The 15,849-nt window shown below is 45.4% G+C and carries 17 protein-coding genes and 1 pseudogene; 10 read left to right on the forward strand and 8 right to left on the reverse strand.

What is annotated here, in order from left to right; translation table 11 throughout:
- Positions 1–800, reverse strand: a pseudogene (locus F6K38_RS07130) (ABC transporter permease subunit); the annotation flags it as partial.
- 52 nt (positions 801–852) lie between these two features.
- Positions 853–1,803: an ABC transporter ATP-binding protein gene (locus tag F6K38_RS07135; RefSeq protein ID WP_287356375.1), complete on the reverse strand. Its 951-nt coding sequence runs from the start codon at positions 1,801–1,803 to the stop codon at positions 853–855.
- A 460-nt stretch (positions 1,804–2,263) separates the two neighbouring features.
- Here F6K38_RS07135 and leuB point away from each other — a divergent pair, with 460 nt between their 5' ends.
- The 5 genes from leuB to accD all read left to right on the forward strand — a co-directional run bounded on the left by leuB (position 2,264) and on the right by accD (position 6,277).
- Positions 2,264–3,352, forward strand: coding sequence for a 3-isopropylmalate dehydrogenase (gene leuB, locus F6K38_RS07140; RefSeq protein WP_044494583.1), 1,089 nt, complete (start codon positions 2,264–2,266; stop codon positions 3,350–3,352).
- A gap of 177 nt (positions 3,353–3,529) precedes the next feature.
- Positions 3,530–3,790, forward strand: coding sequence for a hypothetical protein (locus F6K38_RS07145; protein ID WP_009149937.1), 261 nt, complete (start codon positions 3,530–3,532; stop codon positions 3,788–3,790).
- 78 nt (positions 3,791–3,868) lie between these two features.
- A complete protein-coding gene (locus F6K38_RS07150) occupies positions 3,869–4,702 on the forward strand; it encodes a prepilin peptidase (protein WP_009149935.1) in 834 nt (277 codons plus the stop codon).
- Positions 4,703–5,068: 366 nt separating this feature from the next.
- Positions 5,069–5,290, forward strand: coding sequence for a hypothetical protein (locus tag F6K38_RS07155; protein ID WP_009149933.1), 222 nt, complete (start codon positions 5,069–5,071; stop codon positions 5,288–5,290).
- Positions 5,291–5,347: 57 nt separating this feature from the next.
- Entirely contained in the window at positions 5,348–6,277 is a 930-nt protein-coding gene (gene accD, locus F6K38_RS07160; RefSeq protein ID WP_009149931.1) for an acetyl-CoA carboxylase, carboxyltransferase subunit beta, read from the forward strand.
- On the opposite strand, the gene F6K38_RS07165 is transcribed toward accD, so the two are convergent.
- Positions 6,170–6,403 carry a hypothetical protein gene (locus tag F6K38_RS07165; RefSeq protein ID WP_154659905.1) on the reverse strand — a complete coding sequence of 78 codons (234 nt, stop codon included), beginning with the start codon at positions 6,401–6,403 and terminating at the stop codon, positions 6,170–6,172. The genes accD and F6K38_RS07165 overlap by 108 nt on opposite strands.
- 143 nt (positions 6,404–6,546) lie before the next feature.
- Between F6K38_RS07165 and F6K38_RS07170 the strand changes: the two genes are divergently transcribed.
- From F6K38_RS07170 to psbV2, 3 genes are all read left to right on the forward strand, one after another.
- Positions 6,547–6,729, forward strand: coding sequence for a hypothetical protein (locus F6K38_RS07170; RefSeq protein WP_009149928.1), 183 nt, complete (start codon positions 6,547–6,549; stop codon positions 6,727–6,729).
- A 128-nt stretch (positions 6,730–6,857) separates the two neighbouring features.
- Positions 6,858–7,346 carry a photosystem II cytochrome c-550 gene (gene psbV, locus F6K38_RS07175; protein ID WP_287251246.1) on the forward strand — a complete coding sequence of 163 codons (489 nt, stop codon included), beginning with the start codon at positions 6,858–6,860 and terminating at the stop codon, positions 7,344–7,346.
- Between the two features lie 234 nt (positions 7,347–7,580).
- Positions 7,581–8,186 (forward strand): photosystem II cytochrome PsbV2, encoded by a 606-nt coding sequence (gene psbV2, locus F6K38_RS07180; protein ID WP_287296913.1) that lies wholly within the window; start codon positions 7,581–7,583, stop codon positions 8,184–8,186.
- A gap of 254 nt (positions 8,187–8,440) precedes the next feature.
- On the opposite strand, the gene F6K38_RS07185 is transcribed toward psbV2, so the two are convergent.
- Positions 8,441–9,703 (reverse strand): ABC transporter substrate-binding protein, encoded by a 1,263-nt coding sequence (locus F6K38_RS07185; RefSeq protein ID WP_287251249.1) that lies wholly within the window; start codon positions 9,701–9,703, stop codon positions 8,441–8,443.
- 69 nt (positions 9,704–9,772) lie between these two features.
- Here F6K38_RS07185 and F6K38_RS07190 point away from each other — a divergent pair, with 69 nt between their 5' ends.
- Entirely contained in the window at positions 9,773–10,699 is a 927-nt protein-coding gene (locus F6K38_RS07190; protein ID WP_287251251.1) for a hypothetical protein, read from the forward strand.
- 67 nt (positions 10,700–10,766) lie between these two features.
- The gene (locus F6K38_RS07195) at positions 10,767–12,386 is read left to right on the forward strand and encodes an NAD(P)H-hydrate dehydratase (RefSeq protein ID WP_287356408.1); all 1,620 of its coding nucleotides are present in this window, start codon (positions 10,767–10,769) and stop codon (positions 12,384–12,386) included.
- A 223-nt stretch (positions 12,387–12,609) separates the two neighbouring features.
- On the opposite strand, the gene F6K38_RS07200 is transcribed toward F6K38_RS07195, so the two are convergent.
- The 4 genes from F6K38_RS07200 to F6K38_RS07215 all read right to left on the reverse strand — a co-directional run bounded on the left by F6K38_RS07200 (position 12,610) and on the right by F6K38_RS07215 (position 15,831).
- Entirely contained in the window at positions 12,610–13,029 is a 420-nt protein-coding gene (locus tag F6K38_RS07200) for a DUF29 family protein (protein ID WP_287266021.1), read from the reverse strand.
- Between the two features lie 82 nt (positions 13,030–13,111).
- On the reverse strand, positions 13,112–13,918 hold the full coding sequence (locus F6K38_RS07205) for a Uma2 family endonuclease (RefSeq protein ID WP_287265906.1): 807 nt from the start codon (positions 13,916–13,918) through the stop codon (positions 13,112–13,114).
- Between the two features lie 136 nt (positions 13,919–14,054).
- Positions 14,055–14,738, reverse strand: a complete 684-nt coding sequence (locus F6K38_RS07210) for a Uma2 family endonuclease (protein WP_229420279.1) — start codon at positions 14,736–14,738, stop codon at positions 14,055–14,057.
- A 187-nt stretch (positions 14,739–14,925) separates the two neighbouring features.
- Positions 14,926–15,831, reverse strand: coding sequence for a Uma2 family endonuclease (locus F6K38_RS07215; protein ID WP_071108098.1), 906 nt, complete (start codon positions 15,829–15,831; stop codon positions 14,926–14,928).
- Between the last annotated feature and the right edge of the window lie 18 nt (positions 15,832–15,849).

The raw sequence follows: 15,849 nt of genomic DNA on the forward strand, positions 1-15,849 counted from the left end.
AAACCAGCCATAGTCCAGAAACTGGCACCGATATGGATACCAAACCAGCGCAAATCTTGGAAACTACGCTCAACAGGATAAAAACTATTCGGATCAAACGAATTAGAATCAATCAGGTACGGTAAGACAATGGTGGGATTAAACAACGTTAGCCAGTCAGCTGGGTAATGGCTGACTCCAGCGTTATCAATCACCATGGTCGTGATCCACAAAAAGATGAGTACAGCACCAGAACCTAACCAAGCTTGGAAACCTCCTAGAGATCTGCTAACTAAGCCAAATAGTAGCGCCATACTATAGCAAAATAGGCAACTGCTACCGAGAACGATGTAAAATCCTAAAAGCTCAATCAAATGGATTTGACCAGCAATAGCTGCGCAAAAATGCAATGGTAAGGCGAAACCAACTGCTAGATAAAGCAATGCTGGTACCCCCAGTAGTTTGCCACCTAGGATGCTCCGGCTTGACTGAGGTGTCAGCCGCAGAAAGTTCAAGGTGCCACGACTTTCTTCTTTAGAGAGGTCACTGATTAGCATATAGGTGCCAACCACCAACAAGCTGAAGATACCGATAAGACTCAGCCAGACAAATACATCTTGCCACCACAGAGGCCAGTTAATCTCAGCTCCCAAGCTATATGATGGTAGCTCAAGTCCCAAATCGATCAGCATCAGCAACTGACCAACCAAGGATATTGCCACTGTAATCAGGACATTGCGCTGTTTGAAACTCCCTTTGAGTTCTCGAAACACCTGGGGATTTAATTCCCCAAGTTGGTTAACTAAATTATTAAGTGCCATATCGCTATTAGTCTCCTTTTAATCGCCTAGTTATGATGCAGCTATGATCGAGCTATGATGCTTGCTGATGACCTAATTTAAGGAAAATTGTTTCTAAGTCTTCTTGAGAGCACTGGAATTCTGTCAAGGGAATCCCAGCCTTAACCAGCGATCGCAATAGCTGTGCACAATCCTCTTGACCTCCTGAAAAATAAATCCGCATCCGACCAGGTTCTGGTAATATCTCCCAGTCTTCTACAAGGGGATTATTTTTCAATTCCCCTTTAAGTACATCCAGCTGACCTAGGCTTGACAACAGAATTTGCTGGCGACCAAGACGCTGGTAAAACTCATCTAGGGGTGCGCTTTCTACCAGATACCCTAATTCCATGATGCCTACTGAGCTACACAGTTGGGCTAAATCACTCAGGACATGGGAGGAAATCAGAATCGTCATCCCCGCTTCTTGGAGAACCTTAATAATTTCCCGAAACTTCATTCTAGCAATGGGGTCAAGACCAGACACTGGCTCATCCAGCAGCAGTAAAATCGGTTCATGAATAATAGTTCGAGCCAGGCTAAGGCGCTGTTTCATCCCCCGGGATAAGGTAGAAATCAAGCTATTACGCTTGTTGGTTAATTCAATCAGTTCCAGAACATCGTATAACCGTTGTCGGCGTTTTGAGCCTCGTAATTTATATAGACGTGCGAAGTAGTCTAGGTAGTCCCAAACCGTCAAATCCTCATAAAGGGGAAAATCATCAGGTAGATAGCCTAAACGCTGTTTTAGCCTAGGATTGCTTTGATCTCTTAGCAAACGCTGACCATTGATGTAAATCTCACCAGTAGTCGGTTCTTCCGCTGCAGCTAACATCCGGATCAGGGTGGTTTTCCCAGCACCATTCGGTCCAATTAAGCCGTAAACTTCACCGCTTTCCACTTGCAAATCCACCTCATGCACAGCCACATGGCGGTCGAATTGCTTGGTTAGTCCACGGGTATCAATAGCCAATTCTTTTACCATCAGAGTCTGGTTTTAGCTGTTTAATTTGCTTAAGACTAAGTTTTTTCTGAGCCAATAAAGGAAAAGACCAAAGCCTCCTATTGGTGCGCGTTCCCTAGCCCTGTGAAAAAGCGCGGGGTCGCACCGCAAAGGGAATTTCAGATGTGTTTTTTTTCCAGCCTAGCGCTTTATTCTTGATCTATGGGTTTTGATCTATGGGTTGACCTAGGGCGGTTCAGCTTGGCTAGAATTATTTGAATTATTGATTTTTATTAGTTATCGCTAGTTTAGGGATTCGTTCCGGACTGTTACCTTGTTGCGAAGTCTGATCTATCAGTTATATCCGTTACATCCCTTAACCTATCCCTTGCCAACTGTGCTGATCAAAAAATTACCCTGATACACCGGCCAGATGCTATAGTATCGAACGCTATAACTTATACCCACGACACCTCATACTTAAGCATCGACCAAACTAACTATGACTTACTCCTACCGCATTACCCTGCTACCTGGTGACGGGATTGGCCCAGAAATCATGGCAGTAGCTGTAGATGTATTGAACCTCGTTGGCAAGCGATTCGATATTAATTTTAAATTTACCGAGGCCCTAATCGGTGGCGTAGCTATTGATGCTACTAATGAACCCCTACCTACTGATACACTAGAACTATGTCGCAATAGTGATGCGGTTTTACTCGCTGCCATTGGGGGTTACAAGTGGGATAATCTCCCCCGCCACCAACGACCAGAAACGGGATTGTTGGGATTAAGAGCAGGGTTAGGATTGTTTGCTAATCTCCGACCAGCGACAATATTCCCCCAACTGATTGATGCCTCGACCTTGAAACGAAATGTGGTTGAAGGGGTAGATATTATGGTGGTTAGAGAACTGACTGGTGGGATCTACTTTGGACAACCTAAAGGAATTTTTTCTCAGGAAACTGGGGAAAAACGGGGAGTCAATACTATGGCTTACACCGAAGCCGAAATTGACCGCATTGCTAGAGTAGGGTTTGAAACGGCTAAAAAACGTGGTGGTAAACTTTGTTCGGTGGATAAAGCTAATGTGTTGGATGTGTCCCAGTTGTGGCGCGATCGCATTACAACCCTAGCAGCAGAATATCCCGATGTGGAACTGTCTCACCTATACGTGGATAATGCTGCTATGCAATTGGTCAGAGCTCCCAAACAATTTGATACCATTGTTACCGGTAATATGTTCGGGGATATTTTATCGGATGCTGCTGCTATGCTTACCGGTAGTATCGGCATGTTACCCTCTGCCAGTTTAAGTGAATCTAGCCCTGGAGTCTTTGAACCTGTTCATGGCTCGGCTCCAGATATTGCCGGTCAAGATAAAGCTAATCCCTTAGCGATGGTACTCAGTGCTGCGATGATGTTACGTTACGGCTTGAACCAGCCCCAAGCAGCAGATTCCATTGAACAAGCAGTTGTAAAGGTTTTAGATAAAGGCGATCGCACAGGAGATATCATCTCAGAAGGCATGAATCTCTTAGGTTGTCGTGCTATGGGAGATTCTCTAATTCAGTGCCTAGAACAATCTTGATCTTATCCCTTGATATTATCCCTTGATTTGATCGGGTAAACCTGCTGTTACTTATAATAACTCAGGAAAATCTGTTGGTTTCCCCTGGTTAATCAGTGCCCTTTTGCGGAAATACCCCCTTGCTGTTAGGGCGTGATTGGATTACAGTCAAACTGAAATAATAGGGTAAAAAGTGTGGTGTATACATCACAACAAAGACAAGAAAACTACCAAACTCGGCTTGAGCTACCGAAGCTGATAGATCCTACGGTTTTGAGAGCAGCTAAGCACATCTACCGGGTTTACTACGAAGTTCATCCATACCAAGATGAACAGCCATCTGGTGTAGCCATTGACAGATATACCCTCAGAGGAAAGTTAATCTTTAGTGATAAACCTATCCTTCTACCAACTGAATGCTTTGTGCCTTTGAGTCAACTAGAAGGGGACTTTTATTAATAAATATTAAGTAAATCGGTCATTGGACTTAGTTTTATGGTAGTAACCGATAGAAATTAGCAAGTAGTGATACAGGATATGGTTGGAGTATCCGCTGCCTTGACAACGTTGATAGTTTGCGCAATAGTTTTCGCTAGTGGTGTATCTATTGGCAGTTTCCTCAATGTAGTCGTTTATCGACTACCTGCTGGTTTATCCATCCTTTGGCCCCCTTCGCGCTGTCCCAATTGTCTGCATAAGCTGGGAAAGCGAGAAAATGTTCCGGTAATGGGCTGGCTGTGGTTAAAAGGACGTTGCCGTCACTGTAGTACCAAGATTTCCAGCCGCTATCCCCTAGTAGAGGCCATAACAGGTTTACTGTTTTTACTAGTTTTCTGGATGTATGGTTGGGGTTGGCAAACCCTAGGATATTGGGCGTTTTTGAGCTGGCTGTTGACTCTGGCTCTGATTGATATCGATACTATGACCCTACCGAATTCCCTAACTCAGTCTGGATTAGTGGCTGGTTTAGTATTTCAAGGAACTACTGGTTTTTTGCAGGGGTCTCAACCCATAGCAATAATTCCTCAATTAATGACTGGGGTGGTAGGTGCAGTGCTAGGGATTTGGTTGTTTGACCTGATTGCCTTTGGGGGTTCGATTGCCTTTGGTCAATCTGCTATGGGGGGAGGAGATGCTAAACTAGCGGCGATGATGGGAGCTTGGTTAGGCTGGAAGTATTTGCTATTGGCTAGTTTCATCGCTTGTGGTGTAGGTGCTTTTGCTGGTGGCGCAGCCATTGCCCTCGGTTGGATCAATCGCAAACAGCCCATGCCCTTTGGTCCTTTTCTAGGGTTGGGAGCAGGATTGACTCTACTGTGGGGTAAATTAATAGTGTCCACTTACCTAGAACTATTTTTCCCATTGAGCTAAAAGTTATATTAGGTTTCCTTGACCCATTAAGAATTAAATTCGCGCGATTGTCGCGCCTCCAAGGGCGAGTAAATCGCCCTTGGGTGGCACCTTTCGGCAAAGCAGACGCGGGGCGCGTTCGGGTCGCACCTGTTGAATAATGTTCCCTCACTCTCTAAATTTAGAGGTTGAAACCGATAAACTCAGACTTAGTATATAATAGGAAACCTATAAAAATTAACCTAGTCTAAAATTTTAGCTAATTGTCTACTAATCACAATAAGTATAACTAAGTATAACCTATAAATAAAACTACTATAGATGAAATAGCAATAACAAATTCAACGGCTCTGAAAACTATACTATTGGTGCTATTGGTATTGGCCTGTGTCTTGGATAACAATCAGAACTACCAATCTTCGCTGGGAAGCCGAGCTGATGCAGCAGGTGCTAGCTGCTCATGATATCCCAAGTCGGATTCTTGATATTGGGATCATGTCTTATTTAGGTGCAGGTAGTCCTGCGGCTTTACAAGTTCGCTCACCAGATCAATGGACAGCCTTACTGTTGTTGAGTTCCCCAGAGGAAGAGCAGGCAGGACAATCATAAAGATAAAATTATAGCTAAAAAAATTTAGATAATACGTTAACAGGATAAGAAATTTTTATGTCTCTATTGGATTGGTTTGCAAATAGAAAACCTAAACCAAGCCCTAAACAACCTCAAGAACGGGAGATTGCTGATGGGCTATGGAAAAAGTGTGAAGCTTGCGGAGTGCTATCCTACGCCAGAGACCTGCAAGCTAATCAAATGGTTTGCACTGAATGTGAGCATCATATGCGAGTCCCTAGTGACGAGCGGATCCGCCAGCTGATTGACCCTCAGACCTGGATCTCACTGGATGAACACCTACATCCGACGGATCCCCTGAAGTTTTGCGATCGCAAAGCCTATAGTGATCGTTTGCGAGACAGCCAAGAAAAAACCAAGCTCACAGATGCGGTACAAACTGGCACCGGTAAGCTAGAGAATTTGCCTATTGCTTTGGGAGTGATGGACTTCCGGTTCATGGGCGGTAGTATGGGTTCGGTAGTTGGGGAAAAACTGACTCGTTTGATAGAAGAAGCAACCAAGCGACAGCTACCGGTTGTAATTGTTTGTGCATCTGGTGGAGCCAGAATGCAGGAAGGGATGTTAAGCCTGATGCAAATGGCCAAAATCTCTGGTGCCTTGGAACGCCATCGTCAAGCCAGACTACTCTACATTCCAGTTCTTACTCATCCTACCACTGGTGGGGTAACTGCCAGTTTTGCGATGTTAGGAGATATTATCATAGCGGAACCGAAGGCATTAATTGGATTTGCTGGACGACGAGTGATTGAGCAGACCCTAAGGGAAAAGCTGCCCGATAATTTCCAGACCTCTGAATATCTCCTAGACCACGGCTTCGTTGATGCCATTGTACCTCGCACCCAGTTGAAAAAAACCCTAGCCCAACTGATTCGCCTCCATCAACCCCAGGCTACTATACCGGTAGCGGTTTCCTTGCCAGAAGTAGTAGGGACTTCGGAGCTGGGAGTAGGGAGTAGGGAGTAGGGAGTAGGGAGTCGGGAGTAGGGAGTCGGGAGTAGGGAATCGGGAGTCGGGAGTGTGGGAAGGGTGGGAGGTGTGGGGAGATGGGGAGATGGGGAGATGGGGAGATGGGGAGTTACATGGTTTCATAAATATTCCCTCTTGCCTTTTGCCTCTTGCCTCTTGCCTCTTGCCTCTTGCCTTTTGCCTCTTGCCTCTTGCCTCTTGCCTCTTGCCCCCACAATTCCCACACTTCCCAAACTGTTCCTTAGTTACTATTGCGCTTAATTATTATGGGCTTTGCAGACCTTTCAATTGTGGAAATTGCCGCCGAGTATGACCTTCGAGTAGAAGAGGTATTCGATCTATGCCAGCAGTTGGGCATTGCTTACAAAAATCAAGACACCCATCTGCCTCTAGAAGATGCCAAGGCTATTATACTAAAAATTTTGTCTGAAACAAAGGGTAATCAGTAATACCTGAGTTCGATAGCCGTGATTGGTTGACTCGGATCCCCCTCAGCGAGAGAATGTGCAGGGAATCAGTTAATGCTGTTTTGAAAAACTAATCCCATATGAGCCACATTTTTAGAGGAGAATCAACAATGAAGCGATTTATATTGCTGATCACGGCAACCCTATTCTTTGCCTTTCATATTGCAGTGGGCAGTTCAGCAGCCCTCGATCTGCTTGAAAAGGACCGCACCGTACCTTTAAATGAAGCAGGTGACATGGTGGTTCTGAGTAACGAAGAGGTCACTGAGGGCTTACGCTTGTTTAACGCTAAATGTTCTCAATGTCACAAAGGAGGTTACAGTAAAACGGACCCTAACGTTACTCTTGGTGCTGAAGACTTAAAGTACGCAACGCCACCCCGTAATAACCTGGAGGCTTTAGTAGACTACCTGAAGCATCCTACCACCTACGACGGGGAAATTGATATTTCTATATTTCATCCAAGCACTGATAGTGCTGATATTTTTCGGTATATGAGGAATGTCACCACAGATGAACTCGTTGATATTGCTGGTTATATTCTCTATGAGGTCAACACTAAAAGCAAAACGTGGGGTTGTGGTAAGGTCTGTAACTAATTACGTTTGTTTGTAGAGAGGTTAAGAAGCACGAAGCGAAAGGCTTTATGCTTATTTAAGCAGCAAGGGCAGAGGCTTCTTCTTTTGGCAGTTAGGGGTTAGGGGTTAGGGGTTAGGGGTTAACCAAAATCAATAACCCTAAGGTTCCTTAACTAGACCCTAATCGCTAATAGAAGAAGCCGCTGCCCTGTTGCTCAATCAGTACATATCACCTTAAATACTCAATAATACTCAATGCTCCGTAGATTATTAGACTTCTTTGAGAAGTTGGGAATAGGGAACAGGGAACAGGGAATAGTGGACAACAATTCACGGAAACAGTATCAAAACACTACTTTGGCAAGAGGTCTATTCCTATCAATCCGTTATTTGCTGCTAGTGGTTCTGGTGTTCTGCCTAGAGACATGCACGGTTAGTTCACCAGCCCAGGCTCCGGTTAACGACTACGTCAGGCGCTACCTAGACGTAGCAGAACCTGTACCGATTTCTTTAGATGGCAAGGGAGAGACTAAGCTGTTTGATGGCGAAGACTTGTCCTTTGGTATAAATTTATTTTCCGAAAATTGCCAGAGGTGTCATGTGGGAGGATCTAATATTATTAATCCCACTGTATCTCTATCTCTGGAGAGGCTAGCTGGGGCAAAACCACCTCGGGATAATCTCAATCGTTTAGTTACTTTTATGAGGCAACCGATGACCTATGATGGTACCGAGGAAAGCTTCTCGTGCCGCAAAGTTCCAGAGAGTTGGCTATCACAGGAAAAAATCGAGAAGTTAGCGGCATTTGTGATCAGAGCTGCACAGAAAGGACCAGCATGGGGAACTGAGGATTTATTTTAAGTTAGGGCATAGGGAACAGGGAATAGGGAACAGGGAACATAGAACAGGGAACATAGAACAGGGAACAGCAATAAGATTTCATTCTTTCAGCACTGAAATTGATTGTTATCACTTCCGTTATTAAGTTTTTTTGTACTGGTGCAACATCTAAGTATTGCCTCTTGCCTCTTGCCTCTTGCCTCTTGCCTATTCCCTCCCCCCATACTCCCGACTCCCAATTCCCGATTCCCGACTCCCGACTCCCTAAAACTTAGTTAGTAATCACCTGCTCGAATCTCTTCATTAGCTGATTCTTGGGCTTTCTTCATAGCACTTTCTAAGGATTGCTCACCCAGTAAGGCACTCAGAAATTGATTATCGAAATGGGTTTGAATGGTTGGCAAGGTTTCCCCAGCCTGCCAAATGGTTGCATAGGCGGCTCCTTTAATAAAAGGAGCATAGAGGGGATTTTTTTGATAGCCTAGTTCCGATAACACAGATAGCCGAGAAGGTAGTACTAGTCCGGCTTTTCCCCAAGCTTTCATTCCTTCTTTGCCGGTTAGATAGGAAATTAGTTGCCAAGCTGCTTCTTTATGTTGAGCTTGCTTGTTCATCACATAAGCAACGGTATAAGCCATTGTTCCTTTTTTACTACCTAAGGAGGGAACTTCAGCGGTGGCGAATTTAATTTTAGGAAATGTGTCTTTGAGATAAGGAATCGCCCAGCTACCTTCGATGACCATTGCGGTTTTACCCTGACCAAACATTTCGCTACCAGAACTAGCCCCAACGTCTGAAGGTAAGGCAGCAGACTGGTAGTTTCGGTATAGGTCAATGACAGTTTTAAGACTTTTAAAACTTTCAGGAGTGGCAAAGGTAGCGTAGCCGTTTTTGTCAACTAAGTTAGCTCCAAAAGCTTTAATGAAAAAATAGAGACGAGCCAGCTCCTGATTAATTCCCAAACCATAGCGTTCATTTCTGCCATCGCGATTCTTATCAACGGTGAGTTTTTGGGAATAATCCCGTAATTCTTCCCAAGTTTGGGGTGGTTGAGTTAAATTAGCTTGTTTGAATAATTGCTTATTGTAAAAAAGGGCAAGGGTGGAAAAATCTTTAGGCAATCCGTAGATTATTCCATTATATTGGAATGCTTTAAACAGAGAGGGTTCAAAGTCAGCTACATCAAAATTATCAGTGCGCTTAATGTAGTCATCCAAAGGCTCCAAAACATCATGAATCATTAGTAATGGGGCTTCATAGGCATCTAAATAAAAGATATCTGGAGCTGCATCACCAATTAATCGGGTTTTGATCACATCCATGTATTGACCAGTGATGACTTCAAGCTTAACCTTTACCTTGGGATGTTTAGCTTCAAATTCTTTTAGTACTTGCTCTAGTAATTGTTTTTCAGTAGGGCTGCTTTGCCAACCACCGAGAGTGACGGTGGTTACTCCATCTAGGTTACTGCTGCCACAGGCTATAATGCAGAGAATTATCAGCGGTAAGATTACCCATTTTGACAGGATTTTAGTCATTTGTTTAGGGTTGACGGGTAAATTTAAATTGATATAACCTACTAATTCTACTAGAGTGCAATACCGATTATGATCAGACTGTCTGACCAATTCAAAAATCCTAAAACACTGGTTAAGGTAAGTGGTTGGCTACTGTTGCTACTGACTGGGCAAACATTCATGGCGGATCTGAGGCCAGCTACTGCCCAAACTTCACCAGAACCGAGATTTTTTGGGGAGCCTTTACCAACTATGACGCCATCTTCTCTACCATCGGTTAACACTCCCCCTTTAATTTTGCCGACCGCCTCACCCAACCGGTCAAGCAATACACAAAATACACCATTACCACCTGAGTTAAACGTCAACGACACTAATAGATCAATAACTAATCCATCAATAACTAATCCATCAAGACCCATCGCTAATCTCTATCGGGTTGATGTGGTGGGTGATAGTTATTGGTTGTTATCCCAAGTACAAGACATTGAACCACAAGCGTTTGTGCGCGAGGGAGAGGGGGTGATTCAAGCGGGGACATTTATGGATCGCTACAATGCTCAGTCCCGTCTCCGGGCTTTGGAAGCTTTGGGAATTTCAGCCCGAATCACAACCATTGAACAACAAGCATTTGATGGTGGTGCTACAAATCTGAGCAACATACCAAATTTTGCATCCGCTGGCTCGATCACTTATGGCTCCCGTTTGGTGTATCCAGAAACAGGATTAGATTTGGCGAACCGTCGTTCTGTGAGTTCTGGTTCTAATCCAGGGGATTCAGGAGAATCCAGGGGTAGGAGCTATTTTGTTGCTATTCCTGGAAATGCTCAGAGGTTACCAGAGATGGTAACGGAATTGGTTAAAATTGGGATTGCCCAGGATTTAGTCAGCCAACGAGATGCTCCAAGAGGTAAACATGTTGCTGTTGGTCCGTTTAAAAAGCGGGGGGAGGCAGAACGTTGGAGTAATCGTTTGCGCTCTGCTGGTTGGGATGCACGGGTGTATTTTGGTCGGTAGGGGCAGAATGTAGAATGCAGAATTAAGAATTAAGAATTAAGAATTAAGAAGGCAGAATTAAGAATTGATGCAGTCTCAGAATCGGCGAGAACTAATTGAACAAGTGGTGGTAACTGCTGAGCAGATGCGTGAGATTGAAGGGCGCATCTTTGAGGCGGGGATGCCTGTAGCAGCTTTGATGGAAAAGGTGGCAGGATTGATTACTCGCTCTATTCAAGGTCTTTATCCCTGTGCTGAGAATAGGCGAGTGGGTGTGTTAGTTGGTCCTGGTCATAATGGGGGCGATGGGTTAGTTGTTGCTCGTGAACTTTATTTACAGGGGTATGAGATCCACATTTACCGTCCTTTGTCGAAACTGAAGGAATTGACTGACTACCATGCTCGGTATGCGGTTAGCTTGGGGATTCCTTTTTATGACGAGATTGAAGCGCTGTATGAGTGTGACCTGATTATTGATGGTTTGTTCGGATTTGGACTGACGCGATCGCTTTCTGGTAGTATCGCTGAGGCGGTTGAGCTGTTGAATCAATGGTCACAACCGGTGGTGAGTATTGATTTGCCTTCGGGATTACACACTGATACTGGGGAAGTGTTGGGCATCGCGGTTCGGGCTACCCGGACATTATGCTTAGGGTTGTGGAAGTTGGGGTTTCTGCAAGACCAAGGGTTGGATTATATTGGTGAAGCTCAGTTAATTGATTTTGGTATTCCCCTCAAGGATATTTGGTCCATTTTAGGTGAGCCACCAGATTTGCTCCGAGTTACCGAAACTGTTGCGAAACAGTTTTTGCCTTTACCTCGCCCTAAGGTAACGCATAAGTACCAAGAGGGCCATCTGTTGCTGATTTGTGGCTCTAAACAGTATTCAGGGGCAGCAATTTTGGCGGGATTAGGGGCTCGTGCTAGTGGGGTGGGGATGCTTTCAATGGCAGTGCCGGAGTCTATCAAACTGCTAGTGGTCAGTCACTTGCCAGAAGCTGTGGTAATTGGTTGCCCAGAAACGACGGCGGGTGCGATTGACCTAAGGTCACGCTACGCCAACGGATTTTTGCCTGAGTTAGTGTTAGAGAAGTTAAACCAACCCTCTGGTAGTGATTCTGGTAGCTATCATACTTATAATGCGATCGCATGTGGTCCTGGTTTAACAAAGGATGCTAAGGATATAGTGCAAGGGGTTTTAGCTGCCCAATGCCCAATTGTTTTGGATGCGGATGGTTTAAATATCCTGGCGGAACTGATCACTATTCCCACTTTGTTGAAGCGTCGAGGCCAGACAGTGTTAACCCCTCATGTTGGAGAGTTCCGACGTTTATTTCCCGATTCTGCAGAACTGTTACCGGATCGAGTCAAGGCTGTGCAGAAGGCATCCCAATTGAGTCGCTCTGTGGTGTTGTTAAAAGGAGCCAGGAGTGCGATCGCAAATCCCAGGGGCTCGGTGTGGCTGATTCCTGAAAGTACACCAGCTCTAGCCCGAGGGGGGAGTGGCGATGTGCTCACTGGACTAGTGGGAGGTTTGATGGCTCAGCCAGTTCTGTCTGAGCATCCTTTGGAGGCAATAGTGGCAACGGCAGCCTGGTGGCATGCCCAAGCTGGCATTTTAGCGGCTCAGGAGCGGAGTGAGTTGGGGGTCGATGGGGGGACCTTGGCAGAGTTTTTGATGGTAGTGGTGAGAGGGAATAGGGAGTAGGGAAGAGGGAATCGGGAATCGGGAGTAGGGAGTAGGCAAGAGGCAAGAGGCAAGAGGCAAGAGGCAAGAGGGTTAAGAGTGTTGTAAATGTGGTAAGTGTGGTAAGTGTGGGGAGAGGGAAGATCATAAAACCAAAGGCTAATTAATGATGCTTGTCACCCCCTTAGCCCACACCCTACTCCCTACTCCCTACTCCCTACTCCCTGCTCCCTACTCCCTCTTGTTAACAAATTAAACCTAAAGCTTTCTCTTTAATTTGCTCTTCGTCAATCTTTTCTTTCAGTTCACTATCTGTATATCTGCCTTCTAAGGCTTCTAATGCTGCTTTTTTTAGGGCTGTCTCAAAGGCATCGGTTAAAATTTCTAATAATTCGTCTTGATTTGCATAATATCCTCCTGATTTTCGCCGTTTGTTAACTCGTTTAATATTTTTGCTGGCATTATAAATAGAAAATTCCCAAGAGCGGGTCGTGCGTTTTTCTACTTCTTGCTTGATTAAATGTAATAGTAATATGACTGCATAGCTATAAATTTTATTTAGTTTATCCTCCCTTGACATTTCTTCTAGTTCATCAACAATTTCTAAGGCTTTATGATACTTTTTTTCTTCAATTAGTTGACGTAATAAGGTTAATTCTTCCATGTCATGGGTTGATGGGAGTAGGGAATCGGTAATCGGGAGTCGGGAATCGGGAGTCGGGAGTCGGGAAGTTGGATCACCCCCCTTACAAATCATCGGGATTGATGCCAAGGGTACGCAATTTTTCTGCCAATCTTTCTGCCCGTTGGGATTCCTGTTCTGCCCGTTGCTTTTGCCGTTCTGCCCGTTCTGCTGAAGTCTCAATCCAATTACCAGCTCCATCATACCAACGCAGCCACAACCCTTCTGTGTCTTGATATTTACCTTGCCATACTCCTAACCCTAATTCCAGTTCTGGAATCCAAAATTTGGGCTCAGAAAGCTCTACTTCCTGATACTGGGTGACAATTAATTGAAACACCCGCAACTGGTTTTCATAAGCGATGCAGCGCGGTCTTGGGGTTTCCCCCATGAGCGACTGCATCAAGACACGGTCAAAGACAACATAGTAAGGAATGCGCATATATTGTTCATAGGCTTGCCATTTAGTGGGTGGCTTGTTGGCAGACCTTAGGGTTTGTCCTAAATCTTCCGCTTCGGTACCTGGTGATAAGAGTTCCACTACCAAAAATGGCGCTCTTCCTTCCTGCCAAACCACATAACTCCAGCGCAGGTCTTGTTGTTGTTGAGCAGGAGTGATACCCAATACCAGGAACCAATCCGGTCGTTTGTGCCACAATAAATGATGGCTATCGTAATATAAATTTAGGTCTGTACCAATGAACATCTCCTCCCTGGGATAGTTAGGAGGTTGGCAGGTTTCCCGCAATAGCTGGGGTTGGAAGTCGTGAAATTCGTCAGGCAAACCAGGCTCCTCTGGGTCTTCACTAGGTAAGTCATACATAGTCGGCATAGTTTCGCTGGGAGAAAGCGGTGGGTCAGTTTGGTACATGATCTTCTGTTGAACCTGATAGTTTGAGGGTAGCACTTGGGTAAGTCACCTAGGGTCCCAGCAGTGGGTTTGTTGCTGTTTGCGTTCGCGAAGCGTGACCGAAGGTCAATCGCAATAGCCATCTCCCCAGTATCAGCTACTGAGCCAATCGAGCCACAAAGTCTTTATGTGCCTTTGAGTCTATCCCCTCCTGAAGCACTGCCAATACCCGTTGCATTTCCCCAGCTAGTAACGGCTCTACTGCCAACTGCAATCCTGGAAACACGTTACTGCTCAGCACCCCCAACTGATCTGGCTGCTGCTGGAGATACTCCCCTGCATCCAATTCATACCAGCGAAACTGTTGCTCTTGCACCAGCCAAACTAGATACTCCTTTACTCCATTGCGCCGGTAAGCCCGTAGCTTGTCATGGAGGTCGTAGGAAGCACTACTGGCTGCAATCCCGACAATCAACTCCGGTGCTCCTTCTATATAGTCATCGTCAGTAATGCGGGACTGTCCACCCTTTTGTTGATCAATGCGCAGAATTGCATCCGGTTGGGGCTCATTATCAAAATCTAACCGCACCGTAGGATTGTCTCCCAACATGACACCAGGGGTAGCGGCTTCATAGACCCCTAGCCAGGTAATGATTTTTCCATGGGGATTGGCATGTTTAGTGATCCTGACGGGAGATGCCACGTAAACGACTCCTTCAATCAATTCTGCTTTCTTGGTATCAGGCATTGCCTGGTATCGTCGTTCAAATTCCACCCGAGTTAAGCGATCGCCGTTTTCCAGAATGGGAATTAGCATCGGTTGTGATGTTGATGTTGCCATAAGCTGTTACCCATTTAAACTCCCTTGTCTTGATGCAATAGCGAGTGGGGGAAACCCCCTGTTCCCTTGCTGCATCGCTTTATGAAATCAGGAAAAAAACCCTGAAACTCTTTTCCCTTCTGCCTTCTGCCTTCTGCCTTCTGCCTTGCTGTTTTGCAATTTAAATGCACAACAGCTTAGACCCCCCTTACAAATCATCGGGATTGATGCCAAGGGTACGCAATTTTTCTGCCAATCGTTCTGCCCGTTGGCGTTCCTGTTCTGCCCGTTGGGATTCCTGTTCTGCCCGTTGGGATTCCTGTTCTGCCCGTTGGGATTCCTGTTCTGCCCGTTGGGATTCCTGTTGAGCGTGTTCTTTTAAAGTCTCAATCCAATTACCAGCTTCATCATACCAACGCAGCCACAACCCTTCTGTTTCTTGATATTTCCCAAGCCAGACTCCTAACCCTAATTCCAGTTCTCGAATCCAAAATTTGGGTTCAGAAAGCTCTACTTCCTGATACTGGGCGGGCATTAATTGAAACACCCGCAACTGGTTTTGATAACGGTCAAAGACCACATAGTAAGGAATCCGCATATATTGTTCATATGCTTGCCATTTGGTGGGTGGCTTGTTGGCAGACCTTAGGGTTTGTCCTAAATCTTCAGCTTCCGTACCTGGTGATAGGAGTTCCACTACCAAAAATGGCGCTCTTCCTTCCTGCCAAACCACATAACTCCAGCGAAGGTCTTTTTGTTGTTGAGCGGGAGTCACACCCAGTACCAGAAACCAATCTGGTCGTTTGTGCCACAACAAATGATGACTATCGTAATATAAATTGAGGTCTGTACCAATAAACATTTCCTCCCTGGGATAGTTGGGAGGTTGGCAGGTTTCCCGCAATAGCTGGGGTTGGAAGTCATGAAATTCGTCAGGCAAACCAGGCTCCTCCGGGTCTTCACTAGGTAGGTCATACATAGTGGGCATGGTTTCCCACACTGGACGGGGATGAACAGTTGGATCTAATTCCTCTTCGTCTGGGTCTTCACTAGGTAGGTCATACATAGTGGGCATGGTTTCCCTGGGAGGACGGGGTGGGTCAGTTTGGTACATGATCCTCTGTTGAGCCTG

This window comes from Moorena sp. SIO3B2 (assembly GCF_010692525.1).
GTDB classification, from domain to species: Bacteria; Cyanobacteriota; Cyanobacteriia; order Cyanobacteriales; family Coleofasciculaceae; genus Moorena; species Moorena producens.

Bases quoted from the DNA above. Each gene is read 5' to 3' on its own strand.
- F6K38_RS07150 (WP_009149935.1), top strand. From the start codon at position 3,869: ATGGTTGGAGTATCCGCTGCCTTGACAACGTTGATAGTTTGCGCAATA.
- F6K38_RS07190 (WP_287251251.1), top strand. From the start codon at position 9,773: ATGATCAGACTGTCTGACCAATTCAAAAATCCTAAAACACTGGTTAAG.
- F6K38_RS07170 (WP_009149928.1), top strand. From the start codon at position 6,547: ATGGGCTTTGCAGACCTTTCAATTGTGGAAATTGCCGCCGAGTATGAC.
- F6K38_RS07215 (WP_071108098.1), bottom strand. From the start codon at position 15,831: ATGTACCAAACTGACCCACCCCGTCCTCCCAGGGAAACCATGCCCACT.
- F6K38_RS07135 (WP_287356375.1), bottom strand. From the start codon at position 1,803: ATGGTAAAAGAATTGGCTATTGATACCCGTGGACTAACCAAGCAATTC.
- leuB (WP_044494583.1), top strand. From the start codon at position 2,264: ATGACTTACTCCTACCGCATTACCCTGCTACCTGGTGACGGGATTGGC.
- F6K38_RS07210 (WP_229420279.1), bottom strand. From the start codon at position 14,738: ATGGCAACATCAACATCACAACCGATGCTAATTCCCATTCTGGAAAAC.
- F6K38_RS07165 (WP_154659905.1), bottom strand. From the start codon at position 6,403: ATGAAACCATGTAACTCCCCATCTCCCCATCTCCCCATCTCCCCATCT.
- F6K38_RS07200 (WP_287266021.1), bottom strand. From the start codon at position 13,029: ATGGAAGAATTAACCTTATTACGTCAACTAATTGAAGAAAAAAAGTAT.
- F6K38_RS07195 (WP_287356408.1), top strand. From the start codon at position 10,767: ATGCAGTCTCAGAATCGGCGAGAACTAATTGAACAAGTGGTGGTAACT.
- F6K38_RS07205 (WP_287265906.1), bottom strand. From the start codon at position 13,918: ATGTACCAAACTGACCCACCGCTTTCTCCCAGCGAAACTATGCCGACT.
- F6K38_RS07185 (WP_287251249.1), bottom strand. From the start codon at position 9,703: ATGACTAAAATCCTGTCAAAATGGGTAATCTTACCGCTGATAATTCTC.
- psbV2 (WP_287296913.1), top strand. From the start codon at position 7,581: ATGCTCCGTAGATTATTAGACTTCTTTGAGAAGTTGGGAATAGGGAAC.
- psbV (WP_287251246.1), top strand. From the start codon at position 6,858: ATGAAGCGATTTATATTGCTGATCACGGCAACCCTATTCTTTGCCTTT.
- accD (WP_009149931.1), top strand. From the start codon at position 5,348: ATGTCTCTATTGGATTGGTTTGCAAATAGAAAACCTAAACCAAGCCCT.